General features: G+C 65.3%; 12 protein-coding genes and 1 pseudogene. 7 read left to right on the forward strand and 6 right to left on the reverse strand.

The annotated features are described in order from the left end of the window. Both moaA and AC1DYS_RS12600 read right to left on the reverse strand, forming a co-directional pair. Complete coding sequence (gene moaA / locus AC1DYS_RS12595; RefSeq protein WP_477899444.1) at positions 1–1,125, reverse strand: GTP 3',8-cyclase MoaA; 1,125 nt, start codon at positions 1,123–1,125, stop codon at positions 1–3. Positions 1,126–1,163: 38 nt separating this feature from the next. Continuing rightward, positions 1,164–1,841, reverse strand: coding sequence for a C40 family peptidase (locus AC1DYS_RS12600; RefSeq protein ID WP_477899446.1), 678 nt, complete (start codon positions 1,839–1,841; stop codon positions 1,164–1,166). Between the two features lie 205 nt (positions 1,842–2,046). On the opposite strand from AC1DYS_RS12600, the pseudogene AC1DYS_RS12605 reads away from it, so the two are divergent. After that, positions 2,047–3,939: pseudogene (locus tag AC1DYS_RS12605) on the forward strand (propionate--CoA ligase); the annotation flags it as partial. A 113-nt stretch (positions 3,940–4,052) separates the two neighbouring features. Here the strand turns inward: AC1DYS_RS12605 and AC1DYS_RS12610 are convergent. The 3 genes from AC1DYS_RS12610 to AC1DYS_RS12620 all read right to left on the reverse strand — a co-directional run bounded on the left by AC1DYS_RS12610 (position 4,053) and on the right by AC1DYS_RS12620 (position 6,902). Further along, positions 4,053–5,714 carry a PhoH family protein gene (locus AC1DYS_RS12610; protein WP_477899448.1) on the reverse strand — a complete coding sequence of 554 codons (1,662 nt, stop codon included), beginning with the start codon at positions 5,712–5,714 and terminating at the stop codon, positions 4,053–4,055. A gap of 234 nt (positions 5,715–5,948) precedes the next feature. Beyond that, on the reverse strand, positions 5,949–6,428 hold the full coding sequence (locus AC1DYS_RS12615) for a peroxiredoxin (RefSeq protein WP_047485668.1): 480 nt from the start codon (positions 6,426–6,428) through the stop codon (positions 5,949–5,951). Positions 6,429–6,530: 102 nt separating this feature from the next. Then, positions 6,531–6,902, reverse strand: a complete 372-nt coding sequence (locus AC1DYS_RS12620) for an Mth938-like domain-containing protein (RefSeq protein WP_477899451.1) — start codon at positions 6,900–6,902, stop codon at positions 6,531–6,533. 93 nt (positions 6,903–6,995) lie between these two features. Between AC1DYS_RS12620 and AC1DYS_RS12625 the strand changes: the two genes are divergently transcribed. From AC1DYS_RS12625 to AC1DYS_RS12650, 6 genes are read left to right on the forward strand one after another with little or no spacing between them, the layout of a single operon-like run. Beyond that, positions 6,996–8,228 (forward strand): pyridoxal phosphate-dependent aminotransferase, encoded by a 1,233-nt coding sequence (locus tag AC1DYS_RS12625; RefSeq protein ID WP_047485664.1) that lies wholly within the window; start codon positions 6,996–6,998, stop codon positions 8,226–8,228. A 7-nt stretch (positions 8,229–8,235) separates the two neighbouring features. Beyond that, positions 8,236–9,558 (forward strand): homoserine dehydrogenase, encoded by a 1,323-nt coding sequence (locus AC1DYS_RS12630; protein ID WP_477899453.1) that lies wholly within the window; start codon positions 8,236–8,238, stop codon positions 9,556–9,558. A gap of 4 nt (positions 9,559–9,562) precedes the next feature. Next, positions 9,563–10,969, forward strand: a complete 1,407-nt coding sequence (gene thrC / locus AC1DYS_RS12635) for a threonine synthase (protein ID WP_477899455.1) — start codon at positions 9,563–9,565, stop codon at positions 10,967–10,969. After that, a complete protein-coding gene (gene mobB / locus AC1DYS_RS12640; RefSeq protein WP_477899457.1) occupies positions 10,966–11,511 on the forward strand; it encodes a molybdopterin-guanine dinucleotide biosynthesis protein B in 546 nt (181 codons plus the stop codon). The genes thrC and mobB overlap by 4 nt, the downstream gene beginning before the upstream one ends. After that, positions 11,468–12,706: a molybdopterin molybdotransferase MoeA gene (locus AC1DYS_RS12645; protein ID WP_477899459.1), complete on the forward strand. Its 1,239-nt coding sequence runs from the start codon at positions 11,468–11,470 to the stop codon at positions 12,704–12,706. Before mobB ends, AC1DYS_RS12645 begins: the two co-directional genes overlap by 44 nt. Further along, the gene (locus AC1DYS_RS12650; RefSeq protein WP_477899461.1) at positions 12,703–12,954 is read left to right on the forward strand and encodes a MoaD/ThiS family protein; all 252 of its coding nucleotides are present in this window, start codon (positions 12,703–12,705) and stop codon (positions 12,952–12,954) included. The genes AC1DYS_RS12645 and AC1DYS_RS12650 overlap by 4 nt, the downstream gene beginning before the upstream one ends. Here the strand turns inward: AC1DYS_RS12650 and dapA are convergent. Next, entirely contained in the window at positions 12,951–13,835 is an 885-nt protein-coding gene (dapA, locus tag AC1DYS_RS12655) for a 4-hydroxy-tetrahydrodipicolinate synthase (RefSeq protein ID WP_477899463.1), read from the reverse strand. The two genes, AC1DYS_RS12650 and dapA, sit on opposite strands and share 4 nt — an antisense overlap. Positions 13,836–13,853: the final 18 nt, after the last annotated feature.

Here is a 13,853-nt window from a genome sequence, read left to right on the forward strand (position 1 = left end):
TCAGCCGCCGATGTAATGCATCTCGACGCGCTTGGCACCGCTGCCCGTGTCGGGCGCCTGCGTGCTGCGCAGCTCGGAGTAGCGGTCGCCGCGGCCTTGCCAGATGAGGCCGATGGCGCTGGCGATCTGCTCGTCGGTGTGGTCGCTGCGAAGCAGGGCGCGCAGGTCGTGCCCTTGCGTCGCGAAGAGGCACAGGAAGAGCTTGCCCTCGGTCGACAGCCGGGCGCGGTTGCAGTCCTGGCAGAAGGCCTGCGTGACGCTCGAGATGACGCCGATCTCTCCGCGCCCGTCGGCATAGCGCCAGCGCTCTGCGGTCTCGCCGCTGTAGTTGGCACCGATGGCTTGCAGCGAGTACGCCTCGTTCAGGCGCGCGACGACGTCTGCCGATGGCAGCACCTGGTCCATGCGCCAGCCGTTGGTGGCGCCCACGTCCATGTACTCGATGAAGCGCAGGATGATCGCGCCGCCGTATTGCTCGCGGAAGTGGCGCGCCATCGGCACGATCTCGCGGTCGTTCGTGCCGCGCTGCACCACCATGTTGACCTTGATCGGGCCGAGGCCCACGCGCTGCGCTGCTTCGATGCCGGCCAGCACGTCGGCGACCGGAAAGTCGGCATCGTTCATGCGGCGGAAGACGGTGTCGTCCAGCGCGTCGAGGCTGATGGTCACGCGCTTCAGTCCGGCGTCTTTCAATGCCTGGGCCTTGCGGGCCAGCAGCGAGCCGTTGGTGGTGAGCGTGAGGTCGAGCGGGTCGCCGTCGGGCGTGCGCAACTCGCTCAGCATCGAGATCAGCACCTCGATGTTCTTGCGCAGCAGCGGTTCGCCGCCGGTGAGGCGGATCTTCTGCACGCCGTGGGCTGCGAACAAGCGCGCTGTGCGGGTGATCTCTTCGAAGCTCAGCAGCGAGTCGTGCGGCAGGAACTGGTACTGCTTGTCGAACACCTCGCGCGGCATGCAGTAACCGCAGCGGAAGTTGCAGCGGTCGGTGACCGAGATGCGCAGGTCGCGAAGCGGCCGACCCAAGGTGTCGCTCAGCAGGCCGGTGCTCGGAATGGGCTGCAACGGGATGCGCGGCAACGCCGCTGCATAGCGGTGGTCTGCGAGGGGGATCACTTTCTCGGCCATGGAGCGATTGTGCCCGGGTGGCACACCCCATGCGGGAGTCAGGGCGTGAGCGGTTCGTCCACTGTCGCGGCAGCTGGCGCAACTGCGGTCGATGGCTCTGGTGCTACTGGCTCGGCCGCAGGCACTGGGGAGGCCAGCTCGGGACGGCGGGCGCCGGTGAAACGCTTGGACCAATAACGCACGCCCAGGCTTTCGACCCGCACTTCGCCGCCCGGCTTGGGGGCGTGGATGAACTTGTCGTCGCCGACGTAGATGCCGACGTGCGAGAAGGTGCGCTTCAGGGTGTTGAAGAACACCAGGTCACCTGGCTTCAGGTCACTGCGCTTGACGGGCGCGAGGCCGGTGGCTTTGGCTTGTTGGTCGACCTTGCGGGGCAGCAGCAAGCCGATGCTGTTTTCGTAGACCTCGCGGGTGAAACCGCTGCAGTCGAAGCCGGTGTCGGCCGTGTTGCCTCCACGCTTGTAGGGTACGCCAATGAAGGCCATCGCGGAGATCACGAGATCGGACGTGGTGTCTCGCACTTGCCGGCCCAAGCTGGCGGCGCCGTCGACCACAGCGCTCGAGGTCCGGGCGACGCGGGATTCCACGCCGCCTTTGTCGGCTAGCTGCTTGTTCACCCGGTCGGTGTTCGGAGCGGCAAGCGCAACCGAGGCGGCCGCGGTCCATGCCAGCGCGATGAGCGCCGTGCGAACCGAGGTGGGGATCAAACCAAGCATCGGCGCAGGATAGGCCAGGCCGCGATGAGGCGTCAACCAGAAATCGCTGATGCGACAGGGCTTTAGCGGATTTTCTTCATGCTTCGGCCGCCTTTTTCCACAGGTCTGCACCAATGTGTTTAGGCCTGGTACGGAGGTAGCCTGTCGGTTTGTGAGGGAGTGAAACAGACCTCATGAAACCGCGCACGTTCGACATGGAGCTTTTGGCATGACCCGTTTCGCTGACTTTCACCGGCGCTCGCTCGCCGACCGCGATGGTTTCTGGGCCGAGCAGGCGGCGCTGATCGACTGGCACCAGCCGTTCGAGCAGGTGTGCGACTACAGCAACCCGCCCTTCGCGCGCTGGTTCGTCGGCGGGCAGACCAACCTGTGCCACAACGCGGTCGACCGCCATCTCGCAGCCCGCGCAGACCAGAACGCGCTGATCTGGGTCTCCAGCGAAACGGGGCAGGAGCGTGTCTACAGCTACCGGGAGCTGCACGCCGAAGTTCAGTGCGTGGCTGCGTGCCTGCTGGCCCTGGGCGTGATGCAAGGCGATCGCGTGCTGATCTACATGCCGATGATTCCGGAGGCGGCGTTCGCGATGCTGGCTTGCGCGCGCATCGGCGCCATCCACTCAGTGGTGTTCGGTGGCTTCGCCAGCGGCAGCCTTGCAAGCCGCATCGATGACGCGACGCCTGCGCTGATCGTCAGCGCCGACGCCGGCAGCCGCAGCGGCAAGGTCGTTCCTTACAAGCCCTTGCTCGACGAAGCGCTTCGGCTCGCGGGTCATAAGACCCCGCAGGTCTTGCTGATCGACCGAGGGTTGGCTGAAATGACGAGGGTCGAAGGGCGGGACCACGACTACGCGCCCTTGCGCGAAAAACACCTCGGCGCCGTGGTGCCGTGCACCTGGGTGCCATCGACGCACCCCAGCTACACCCTCTACACCAGCGGCACCACCGGCAAACCGAAGGGGGTACAGCGTGATACCGGCGGCTACGCGGTGGCGCTGGCCGCGAGCATGAAGCACATCTTCCAGGGGCAGGCCGGAGAGACCTACTTCTGTGCCAGCGACATCGGCTGGGTGGTCGGCCACAGCTACATCATCTACGGCACGCTGATCGCCGGCATGGCGACGCTGATGTACGAAGGGCTGCCGATCCGGCCGGATGCTGGCGTCTGGTGGAGCCTGGTCGAGAAGTACAGGGTCAACCTGATGTTCACCGCGCCGACCGCCATCCGGGTGCTGAAGAAGCATGACGCGGCCTTCCTGTCGAAATACGACCTCAGCTCCCTGCGCACACTCTTTCTGGCCGGCGAGCCGCTCGACGAGCCCACGGCCACATGGATTTCGAAAGGGCTGGGCAAGCCGGTGATCGACAACTACTGGCAGACGGAAACCGGCTGGCCCATCCTCACGATCGCCAACGGCGTCGAGAAAGCGCCGAGCCGGTTCGGCAGCCCCGGTTTCGCGATGTACGGCTACGACGTTAAGCTGATCGATGACGCGACCGGAGAGGAGCTGACGCAACCGAATCAGAAGGGCGTCGTCGTGATCGAAGGCCCGCTGCCCCCCGGCTGCATGCAGACTGTGTGGCGCGACGACGAACGATTCGTCAACACCTACTGGAAGACGATCCCAGGCCGTATGGTCTACAGCACCTTCGATTGGGGTGTACGAGACGAAGACGGCTACTACTTCATCCTGGGCCGTACCGACGATGTGATCAATGTGGCCGGCCACCGTCTGGGTACGCGCGAGATCGAAGAGAGCGTCTCCAGCCACCCGATGGTGGCCGAGGTGGCCGTGGTGGGCGTGGCCGATGCACTGAAGGGCCAGGTCGCCTGGGCCTTCGTGGTGGTGAGGGATGCGAATGCGGTCGCAGACGATGCCGGCAAGCTCCACCTCGAGGGCGACATCATGAAAACCGTCGACCAGCAACTCGGGGCCGTCGCGCGGCCTTCGCGGGTGCGCTTCGTGACCGCGCTGCCGAAGACGCGCTCAGGCAAGCTGCTGCGCCGCGCCATCCAGGCCGTCTGTGAACAACGCGACCCGGGCGATCTGACGACGATCGAAGACCCGAGCGCGCTTCAACAAATCCGAGACTTGCTTTGAGGCCGTCGCCAGAAAAACAGTCCGTTCGGCCTGAGGTATCGAAGGCGTGCTCGGATGTACCGAGGCTTCGATACCTCAGCCCGAATGGACTGAAGTGATGAGCGTGAGAGGAGTTAGAGCACTTCTGAAGCGAAGTCCGCCAAGCGCGAACGTTCGCCGCGAGCCAGCGTCACGTGGCCGGAATGCGGCCACCCCTTGAAGCGGTCCACCGCATACGTCAGTCCCGAACTGCCTTCGGTGAGGTACGGCGTGTCGATCTGCGCCAGGTTGCCCAGGCAGACGATCTTCGTGCCTGGCCCGGCACGCGTGATCAGCGTCTTCATCTGCTTGGGCGTCAGGTTCTGCGCCTCGTCGATGATGACGAACTTGTTGAGGAAGGTGCGCCCGCGCATGAAGTTCAGGCTCTTGATCTTGATCTTGCTGCGCACCAGGTCGTTGGTGGCCGCGCGGCCCCATTCGCCGGCGCCGCCGTCGGTCTTGGACAGGACCTCGAGGTTGTCGTCGAGTGCGCCCATCCACGGGCCCATCTTTTCCTCTTCAGTGCCGGGCAGGAAGCCGATGTCTTCACCCACCGGCACCGTGACGCGCGTGACGATGATCTCGGTGTAGCGGCGGTCGTCCATCACCTGGCTCAGGCCGGCGGCCAGGGTCATCAGCGTCTTGCCGGTACCGGCGGTGCCGGTGAGGGTGATGAAGTCGCAGTCTGGGTCCATCAGCAGGTTCAGACCGAAGTTCTGCTCGCGGTTGCGCGCAGTGACGCCCCAGACGGCGTTCTTCTGATGCGTGTATTCGCGCAGCGTGCGGAGCACCGCCGTCTTGCCGGTGATCTCGGTGACCTTGGCGTACAGCGGCGCGGCCCCAGGCGCTTCGAGATAGACGAACTGGTTGATCAGCAACGAGGGCACCAGCGGCCCGCTGATGCGGTAGTACGTCAGGCCGCCCTGGTTCCAGCTCTCCATGGTCTTGCCATGCAGTTCCCAGAAGTCGCCGGGCAGCGTGAGCACGCCGGTGTAGAGCAGGTCGCCATCGTCCAGCGTCTTGTCGTTGAAATAGTCTTCGGCCGCCAGGCCGAGCGCGCGCGCCTTGATGCGCATGTTGATGTCTTTCGACACCAGCACCACCTCGCGCTTGGTGTTCTGCTCCCGCAGGGCCTGCACGACACCAAGGATCTGGTTGTCGGCCTTGCCCTGCGGCAGACCAGCCGGCAGGCTCACGTTGACCAGCGTGGTCTGGAAGAAGAGCTTGCCACCGGCGTCCTTGTGGCCTGTGTGGTTGAGCGGAAGGCCATCGGCCATGTCGGCCGACTCGCTGAGCGACAGGCTCGCGGCCAACGCATCGAGATCGCGGCTGACCTGGCGCGCATTGCGGGCCACTTCTGACATACCTTTCTTGTGATCGTCCAGCTCTTCGAGCGTGATCATCGGCAGGTAGACGTCGTGCTCTTCAAAGCGGAAGAGGCTCATCGGGTCGTGCATCAGCACGTTGGTGTCCAGCACGAAGAGCTTGGCCGGGCCGCTGCCGCGTGGCTTGCGGCGGCGCGGCTCAGGAGCTGGCGGGCGGATCACCGAGGCGGCGGGCGCCGGCGGCGGGGTGACCTTGGCGATCAGCGGAGCCGCTTCGCGGGGCGGCTCAAGCAAATCCAGCGTCGCGGGGCCGACGGGCTCGGCGGCGGCATGTTTCTGGTTTCGTTTGCCCGGTTTGGGCGCTGCCTGGGATTCGAAGTCGGCGGGGGTGAGGAGGGCGGCTCGTTTGACAGGCGGCTTGGGCAGTGGCATGGGTGGTGTGGGTCTCTCAGGTGGGCTGCAGGGAAACGTCAACGCGAACAAAAAAGCCGCACAGTCGCCTGTGCGGCTTGATTTTGGGGCATGTGGAATTCGCGACTCACAGGCATGAAACCCATTATGCACAGCTGAGATGGCGACTCAACCGCCATGACAGGCTCGTGGTTGAAAAACAAAAAAGGCCGCACCAGGCGACCTTTCTCGGGAGCGTTGCCTGAAACCGAAACCTCAGGCTGCTGCCTTCTTCAAGCCCTTCACGGCCTTGAGCACTTCGTCGACGTGCCCGGCGACCTTGATGCCGCGCCATTCGGCACGCAGGATGCCCGAAGCGTCGATCAGGAAGGTGCTGCGCTCGATGCCCTTGACCTTCTTGCCGTACATGATCTTGTTCTTGACCACGCCGAACATGTGGCACAGCTTCTCTTCGGTGTCGGCGATCAGCTCGTAAGGCAGCTCGAGGTTCTGCTTGAACTTGTCGTGCGAGGTCATGTTGTCGCGCGACACGCCGAACACCACGGCGCCGGCCTTCACGAAGTCCTTGTGGCGGTCGCGAAACTGCATGGCCTCGGTGGTGCAGCCGGGGGTGTTGTCCTTGGGGTAAAAGTACAAAACGACCGTCTGCCCGCTGAACGCCTGCGGCGTGAACTTCACGCCACCGGTTGCGAGCGCTTCAAATTCCGGGAGGGGTTTATTGAGAGCTGGCGTCATGAAGAATTCTGAAGTTGCGCCTCGTCAGGCGTAGCTCGTGATTATAAGGGCACGGACACCCTCAATCAGACCTGTGCATGCCACCAAGTCGGGTGTCGAGGCTCAACCGAGCAGCAACGCGGCGATCACGCGGCGACTCTCGCCCGCCAGCACGTTATAGGTGCGGCAGGCAGCCGCGGTGTCCATGGTTTCGATGCCGATTCGGCGGGCCATCAGCGTGCGCATGAGGCTGGGTGCGAGGAAGCGAAGGCGGGCGCCGCTACCGAAGATCACGAGCTCGGGCTGAAGGTCCGCCAGTCGGTCGAAATCGGCGACCGTCAACGCATCGAAGCTACCTTCGCCCCAGGGAACGATGTCGCCCAGCCAGGGAATGGCGATGCTGTTGCGGTAGGTCACGCCATTGACTGAAACGGCATCGGCCAACAAGCCTGAAATGACGTTCACGCCTTCGATGCGGTCGGGTTGCAGCTTCAATTCACGGACTCGGGAAATGGACGGGCCGACACCGGCGAGCCGGGCAGGGCGATGGACGATAATTCTAGGCTTTGCGCCGCCCAGGAGACCTCGTTGAAGCCCATCGTCAAGTCCGGCAAATTGGCCAACGTGGCCTACGACATCCGTGGCCCGGTGCTCGAGAAGGCCCGCCAGATGGAGGAAGAGGGCCACAAGATCATCAAGCTGAACATCGGCAACGTGGCGGCATTCGGGCTCGAGCCGCCCGACGAGATCGTGCAGGACATGATCCGCAACCTGCCCTCCCAGGTGGCCGCCGGCTACACCGACAGCAAGGGCTTGTTCGCGCCGCGCAAGGCGGTGGTGCACTACACGCAGGAGAAGCGCGTCACCGGCGTGACCGTCGATGACGTGTACCTGGGCAACGGCGCCTCCGAGCTGATCGCCATGAGCCTGAATGCGATGCTCGACAACGGCGACGAGGTGCTGATTCCTGCCCCCGATTACCCGCTGTGGACGGCCGTCACCGGCCTCTCGGGCGGCACGCCGGTGCACTACATGTGCGACGAGCAGGCCGACTGGATGCCCGACATCGCCGACATCAAGCGCAAGATCACGCCCCGCACGCGCGGCATCGTCGTCATCAATCCCAACAACCCGACCGGGGCGCTCTATCCCGAGAGCGTGCTGCTCGAGATCATCGAGGTCGCACGCCAGCACGAGCTCACGATCTTCGTCGATGAGATCTACGACAAGACGCTGTACGACGGCCACACCCACACCAGCATGGCCTCGCTGGCCGACGACGTGCTGTTCGTCACCTTCAACGGCTTGAGCAAGAACTACCGCGCCTGCGGCTACCGCGCCGGCTGGATGGTGGTGTCCGGCGACAAGCGCCATGCGAAGGACTACATCGAAGGCCTGAACATGCTGGCCTCCTTACGCCTGTGTGCCAACACGCCGGGGCAACTGGCGATCCAGACGGCGCTCGGCGGCTACCAGAGCATCAAGGACCTGGTAGCACCGACCGGCCGGCTGGGCCGCCAGCGCGACCTCGCGTACAAGCTGCTCACCGACATCCCGGGTGTCACCTGCGTGAAGCCGAAGGCGGCGCTGTACATGTTCCCGAAGCTCGACCCGAAGATCTACCCGATCACCGACGACCAGCAGTTTGCCTACGACCTGCTGGCTGAAGAGAAGGTGCTGATCGTGCAGGGCACGGGTTTCAACTGGACGCAGCCAGATCACTTCCGCGTGGTCTTCCTGCCCAACTCCGACGACCTCACCGATGCGATCGGCCGCATCGCACGCTTTCTCGGTCACTACGCCAAACGTCACTCTCACTGAGCTTCCCATGAAACCCATCCAAGTCGGCCTTCTTGGCATCGGCACTGTCGGCAGCGGCACCTTCAACGTGCTGAAGCGCAACCAGGAAGAGATTCGCCGCCGTGCCGGCCGCGGTATCCAGATCACCATGGTGGCCGACCTCGACACCGCGCGTGCCAAAAGCGTTGTCGGCGATTCGGTCCAGGTGGTGGCCGATGCCCGCCAGGTCATCGCCAACCCCGAGATCGACATCGTCATCGAACTGATCGGCGGTTACGGCATTGCCAAGGCGCTGGTGATGGAAGCCATTGCCGCGGGCAAGCACGTCGTCACGGCCAACAAGGCCTTGCTCGCAGTGCACGGCACCGAGATCTTCGCAGCGGCGCATGCCAAGGGCGTGATCGTGGCCTTCGAAGCGGCGGTGGCCGGCGGCATTCCGATCATCAAGGCACTGCGCGAAGGCCTCACCGCCAACCGCATCGAGTGGATCGCCGGCATCATCAATGGCACCACCAACTTCATCCTCTCGGAGATGCGTGCCAAGGGGCTGGACTTCGACGTGGTGCTGAAGGAAGCACAGCGTCTGGGCTACGCCGAGACCGACCCCACTTTCGACATCGAAGGCGTGGACGCAGCCCACAAGGCCACGATCATGAGTGCGATTGCATTCGGCATTCCGGTGCAGTTTGACAAGGCGCACGTCGAGGGCATCACCAAGCTGCAAGCGGCGGACATCAACTACGCCGAGCAGCTCGGCTACCGCATCAAGCTGCTGGGCATCACCAAGCGGCGCGACGACCTTGGCAAGAGCGGCATCGAGCTGCGCGTGCACCCGACGCTGGTACCGGCCAAGCGCCTGATCGCCAATGTCGAAGGCGCAATGAACGCGGTGGTGGTTCACGGCGACGCCGTCGGCACGACGCTGTACTACGGCAAGGGCGCAGGTGCGGAGCCGACCGCGTCGGCCGTGGTGGCCGACCTGGTCGACATCACCCGCCTGCACACCGCCGATCCGGATCACCGTGTGCCGCACCTGGCCTTCCAGCCCGACGAACTGGCCAACACGCCCATCCTCGGCATGGACGAGGTGGTGACGGCTTTCTATCTGCGGTTGCAGGTGGCCGATCAGGCAGGTGTGCTCGCGCGCATCACCGGCATCCTGGCCGAGCGCGGCATCTCGATCGACGCACTGCTGCAGCGCGAATCGGCCGAAGGCGAAGCACACACCGATGTGATCATCCTGACGCACGACACCGTCGAGGGCGAGATGAACAAGGCCATCACGCAGATGCAGGCCTTGCCGACCGTGCTGGCCCCGATCGTGAAGATCCGCAAGGAAGAACTGAGCTGACCGCATGAAGTACATCAGTACCCGCGGCGACAAGACCGAACGCGGCTTCTCGGACATCCTGCTCGAAGGCCTGGCGCCGGACGGCGGCCTCTACCTGCCGACGCAGTACCCGAAGGTCGCACGCAGCACGCTGGCTCAGTGGCGCAAGCTGCCCTACAACGAGCTGGCCTTCGAGGTGCTGTCGCTCTTCATCGACGACATCCCTGCGGCGGACTTGCGCGCCATCGTCGACAAGACCTACACGCCTGCCGTGTTCGGCACCCGCGAGATCACGCCGCTGAAGACGCTGGAGCCCGGCTTGCACCTCGAGGCCTTGTCCAACGGGCCGACGCTGGCCTTCAAAGACATGGCGATGCAGCTGCTCGGCAACCTGTTCGAGTACGAACTGGCCCGCCGCGGCGAGACGCTCAACATCCTGGGCGCTACCTCGGGCGACACCGGCAGCGCCGCCGAATACGCGATGCGCGGCAAGCAGGGCGTGCGTGTGTTCATGCTGTCGCCCAAGGGCCGCATGAGCCCGTTCCAGCAGGCGCAGATGTTCAGCCTGCAAGACGCGAACATCCACAACATTGCGGTCGAGGGCGTGTTCGACGACTGCCAAGACATCGTCAAGGCGACCTCGAACGACCTCGAGTTCAAGCGCCGTCACAAAATCGGCACCGTCAACTCGATCAACTGGGCTCGCCTGCTGGCCCAGGTCGTCTATTACTTCGCCGGCTACTTCCAGGCGACAAAGAGTGAAGAAGACCGCGTCAGCTTCGCTGTGCCCTCGGGCAACTTCGGCAACATCTGCGCCGGCCATGTGGCCCGCATGATGGGTTTGCCGATCAAGCACCTGGTGCTGGCCACCAACGAAAATCGCGTGCTCGACGAGTTCTTCCGCACCGGCGCCTACCGCCCGCGCGGCAGCGCCGAGACCTTCGAGACTTCGAGCCCGTCGATGGACATCTCCAAGGCCTCGAACTTCGAGCGCTTCGTGTTCGACCTGCTCGGCCGTGACGGCGAGCGCACGCGCGAGATGTTCAAGGCTCAATTGGAGAAGCAAGGCTTCTTCCAGCTCAGCCCGGCCGAGTTCGATCGCATCTCCGCCTACGGGTTCGTGTCGGGCCACAGCACCCATGCCGACCGCCTGGCGACGATTCGCGAGACCTGGAAACAGAGCGGCATGATGATCGACACCCACACGGCCGACGGCCTGAAGGTGGCGCGGGAATTCATCGAACCCGGCGTGCCGATGATCGTGCTCGAAACTGCCTTGCCCGCCAAGTTCGCCGCAACCATCGTCGAGGCGCTGGGTCGCGAGCCCGACCGCCCGCCCGCGCTGCGGGGCATCGAGGCCTTGCCCAAGCGCTTCAAGGTGATGCCGGCCGATGCCGTCGCGGTCAAGACTTACATCGCCGAGAACACATGAAAGTCGTCGGCATCAGCGGCTATTCCGGCTCGGGCAAAACCACGCTGATCGAGCAATTGATCGGCCGCCTGAAAGCAGCCGGGCAGCGTGTGTCCGTGGTCAAGCACGCCCACCACAAGTTCGACATCGACCAGGAAGGCAAGGACTCCTGGCGGCACCGGCGCGCCGGTGCGTTCGAGGTGGTGGTGGCCTCCGACCGGCGCCTGGCCATGATCCGCGAATACGAGGTCGAGGCCGACCCCACCGCACACCAACTGCTGGCCGAACTGTCTGACTGCGACTGGGCCATCGTCGAAGGCTTCAAACACGGCGACCTGCCGAAGGTGGAGGTCTGGCGTGCCGAGACGAAAAGCGTGGCGCACTATGGCGACGACCCTTTCATCGTCGCGGTTGCCACCGACCGGGTGCAAGATTTGCCCAAACCCACCACGCTGCCGGTCTTCGACCTCGCCGACGTGCAGGCCCTGGCCGACTTTCTCCTGGGCGACCCCAGCCGCTATGAATACCAATACAACTCACCCTACGACGCTGCTGACGCTTGACGACGCGCTGACGCGCCTGCTCGGCGCGCTGCAGCCCTTGGCGGACACCGAGACCGTCTCGACCTTCGATGCGCTTGGCCGCGTGCTCGCCGCCGACCTACATTCCATCGCCGACGTGCCCGCCGCGGACAACAGCGCGATGGACGGCTATGCACTGCGCCACGGCGACGTCCCGTCGGCAGGCACCGTGCTGCCCGTGAGCCAGCGCGTGCCGGCCGGAGTCGTCGGCACCGCACTGAAGCCCGGGACCGCGGCACGCATCTTCACCGGCGCATTCGTTCCCGAAGGCGCCGACACCGTCGTGATGCAGGAAGACTGCGAGGCGCTGGACGGTGCCGTGCGGGTCAACATCGTTCCCAAGCCCGCGGCCGCCATCCGCCGCCGGGGCGAAGACCTGGCCCAAGGCGCGATCGCGCTGCCCCGTGGCACACGGCTCACGCCGCAGGCCCTGGGGCTCGCCGCCACGGCCGGTGCCGCGACGCTGCAGGTGACCCGTCGCCCGCGCGTGGCGCTGTTTTCGACCGGCGACGAACTGGCCATGCCGGGCGAGGTGCTGAAGCCCGGCGCCATCTACAACTCCAACCGCTTCACGTTGCGCGCGCTGATCCAGTCGCTGGGCTGCGAGTGCACCGACCTCGGCATCGTGCCCGACCAGTTGGCTGCCACGCGCGAGGCCTTGCGCACGGCGGCAAAAGGGCACGATTTCATCGTCACCAGCGGCGGCGTCTCGGTCGGCGAAGAAGACCACCTGAAGCCCGCCGTGCAGGCCGAAGGGGCGCTCGAGCTGTGGCAGATCGCCATCAAGCCCGGCAAGCCGCTGGCATTCGGCAGCGTGCGCCAGCCGGGTGGCGGCAATGCATGGTTCGTCGGCCTGCCCGGCAACCCGGTGTCGAGCTTCATCACCTTCTTGCTGGCCGTGCGGCCGATGCTGCTGAAGCTGCAAGGCGCCACGGTGCTGCAGCCGGCCACCTTCCCGATGCGGGCCGATTTCAACTGGCCGCGCGCCGACCCGCGCCGCGAGTTCCTGCGCGTGAAGCGCAATGCGAACGGCGGCCTCGACCTCTTCAGCAACCAGGGCTCGGGCGTGCTCACCTCCACCGTCTGGGCTGATGGCGTGGTCGACAACCCGCCGAACAACCCGATCCGCGCCGGCGACAGCGTGCGGTTCATCAGCCTGGCGGAGTGGGCGGCGTGAAGGTCCAGGTGCGTTACTTCGCCTCGCTGCGCGAAGCGCTGGGCGCGAGCGAATTTGCCGAGGCCGCCGAAGGCAGCACGGTGGGGCAGTTGCGTGACGCCCTCATCGCGCGCGGCGCCCCGCACGCCGACGCGCTGGCACGCGGCCGCGCCGTGCGCACGGCGCTGGACCAGGTGCTGTGCAGCGAGGCCACGCCCTTGCGCGACGGTGCTGAGCTCGCGTTCTTCCCGCCCGTCACGGGCGGTTAGCCACCCAGCTTTCGCTGCGCATCGGCGAGCGCTGCCAACGCGCGGCGCGTGCCCTCCGCCGTGGCCGGTGTGTGAGGCGCCCGCACTTCATTCAGCATCCAGCCCTCTTGAGCCAGCACGGCCTTGAACACGCTCGGGTTGGGCTCGGCGAACAAGGCATGCGTCAACGGCGTCAGCGCGTGGTACAGCCGCCTGGCATCGGCGAGGTGGCCAGCCTTCAGCGCCGACACCATCGTGACGAAGTGCTCGGGCAGCAGGTGGGCCGACGCCGCGATGGCACCAGCGCCGCCCATGCACAGCGTGGCGAAGATGTTGTCGTCGTCGCCTGCCAGCACGGCCAAGCGCCCATCGGCGATCAGCGCTCGCGTCTGCTCGGTGTTGCCTCCGCAGTCCTTGATCGCCTGGATGTTCGGATGAGCAGCCAACTCGAGCAGGGTGGGCAAGGTCATCGCCACGCCCGTTCGAGACGGCACGTCGTAGAGCACCACCGGCACCGTCGACGCATCGGCCAGTGCCTGGAAGTGCGCGATGAGGCCGGCCTGAGAAGGCCGTAGGTAGTACGGCGCCGAGATCAACACGCCGGCCACGGCGCGCTGGGTGATGTCGCGCAAGCGGCCCATCATCTCGTCGAGCTGCGTGCCGGCCAAGCCCATCAGGACAGGCCGGCCTCGGCACTCGGACACGACCACGTCGAGCACGGCCAGTTGCTCCGCGTGGGTCAGCAAAGCGGCCTCGCCGGTGCTGCCGCACACCACGAAGCCGCAGACGCCTTGCTCGCTCAGATGGCGCACCAGCTGGCGCAAGGCCGCCTCATCGATGCGGCTCTCCCGAAATGGCGTGACGAGCGGAACCCACAAACCAGAAAAATCGAATCGACCCACGAGACAACTCCTTTGACG

Source organism: Rhizobacter sp. P2_G4 (assembly GCF_056403575.1).

Bases quoted from the DNA above. Each gene is read 5' to 3' on its own strand.
- AC1DYS_RS12630 (WP_477899453.1), top strand. From the start codon at position 8,236: ATGAAACCCATCCAAGTCGGCCTTCTTGGCATCGGCACTGTCGGCAGC.
- AC1DYS_RS12610 (WP_477899448.1), bottom strand. From the start codon at position 5,714: ATGCCACTGCCCAAGCCGCCTGTCAAACGAGCCGCCCTCCTCACCCCC.
- mobB (WP_477899457.1), top strand. From the start codon at position 10,966: ATGAAAGTCGTCGGCATCAGCGGCTATTCCGGCTCGGGCAAAACCACG.
- thrC (WP_477899455.1), top strand. From the start codon at position 9,563: ATGAAGTACATCAGTACCCGCGGCGACAAGACCGAACGCGGCTTCTCG.
- AC1DYS_RS12615 (WP_047485668.1), bottom strand. From the start codon at position 6,428: ATGACGCCAGCTCTCAATAAACCCCTCCCGGAATTTGAAGCGCTCGCA.
- moaA (WP_477899444.1), bottom strand. From the start codon at position 1,125: ATGGCCGAGAAAGTGATCCCCCTCGCAGACCACCGCTATGCAGCGGCG.
- AC1DYS_RS12645 (WP_477899459.1), top strand. From the start codon at position 11,468: ATGAATACCAATACAACTCACCCTACGACGCTGCTGACGCTTGACGAC.
- AC1DYS_RS12600 (WP_477899446.1), bottom strand. From the start codon at position 1,841: ATGCTTGGTTTGATCCCCACCTCGGTTCGCACGGCGCTCATCGCGCTG.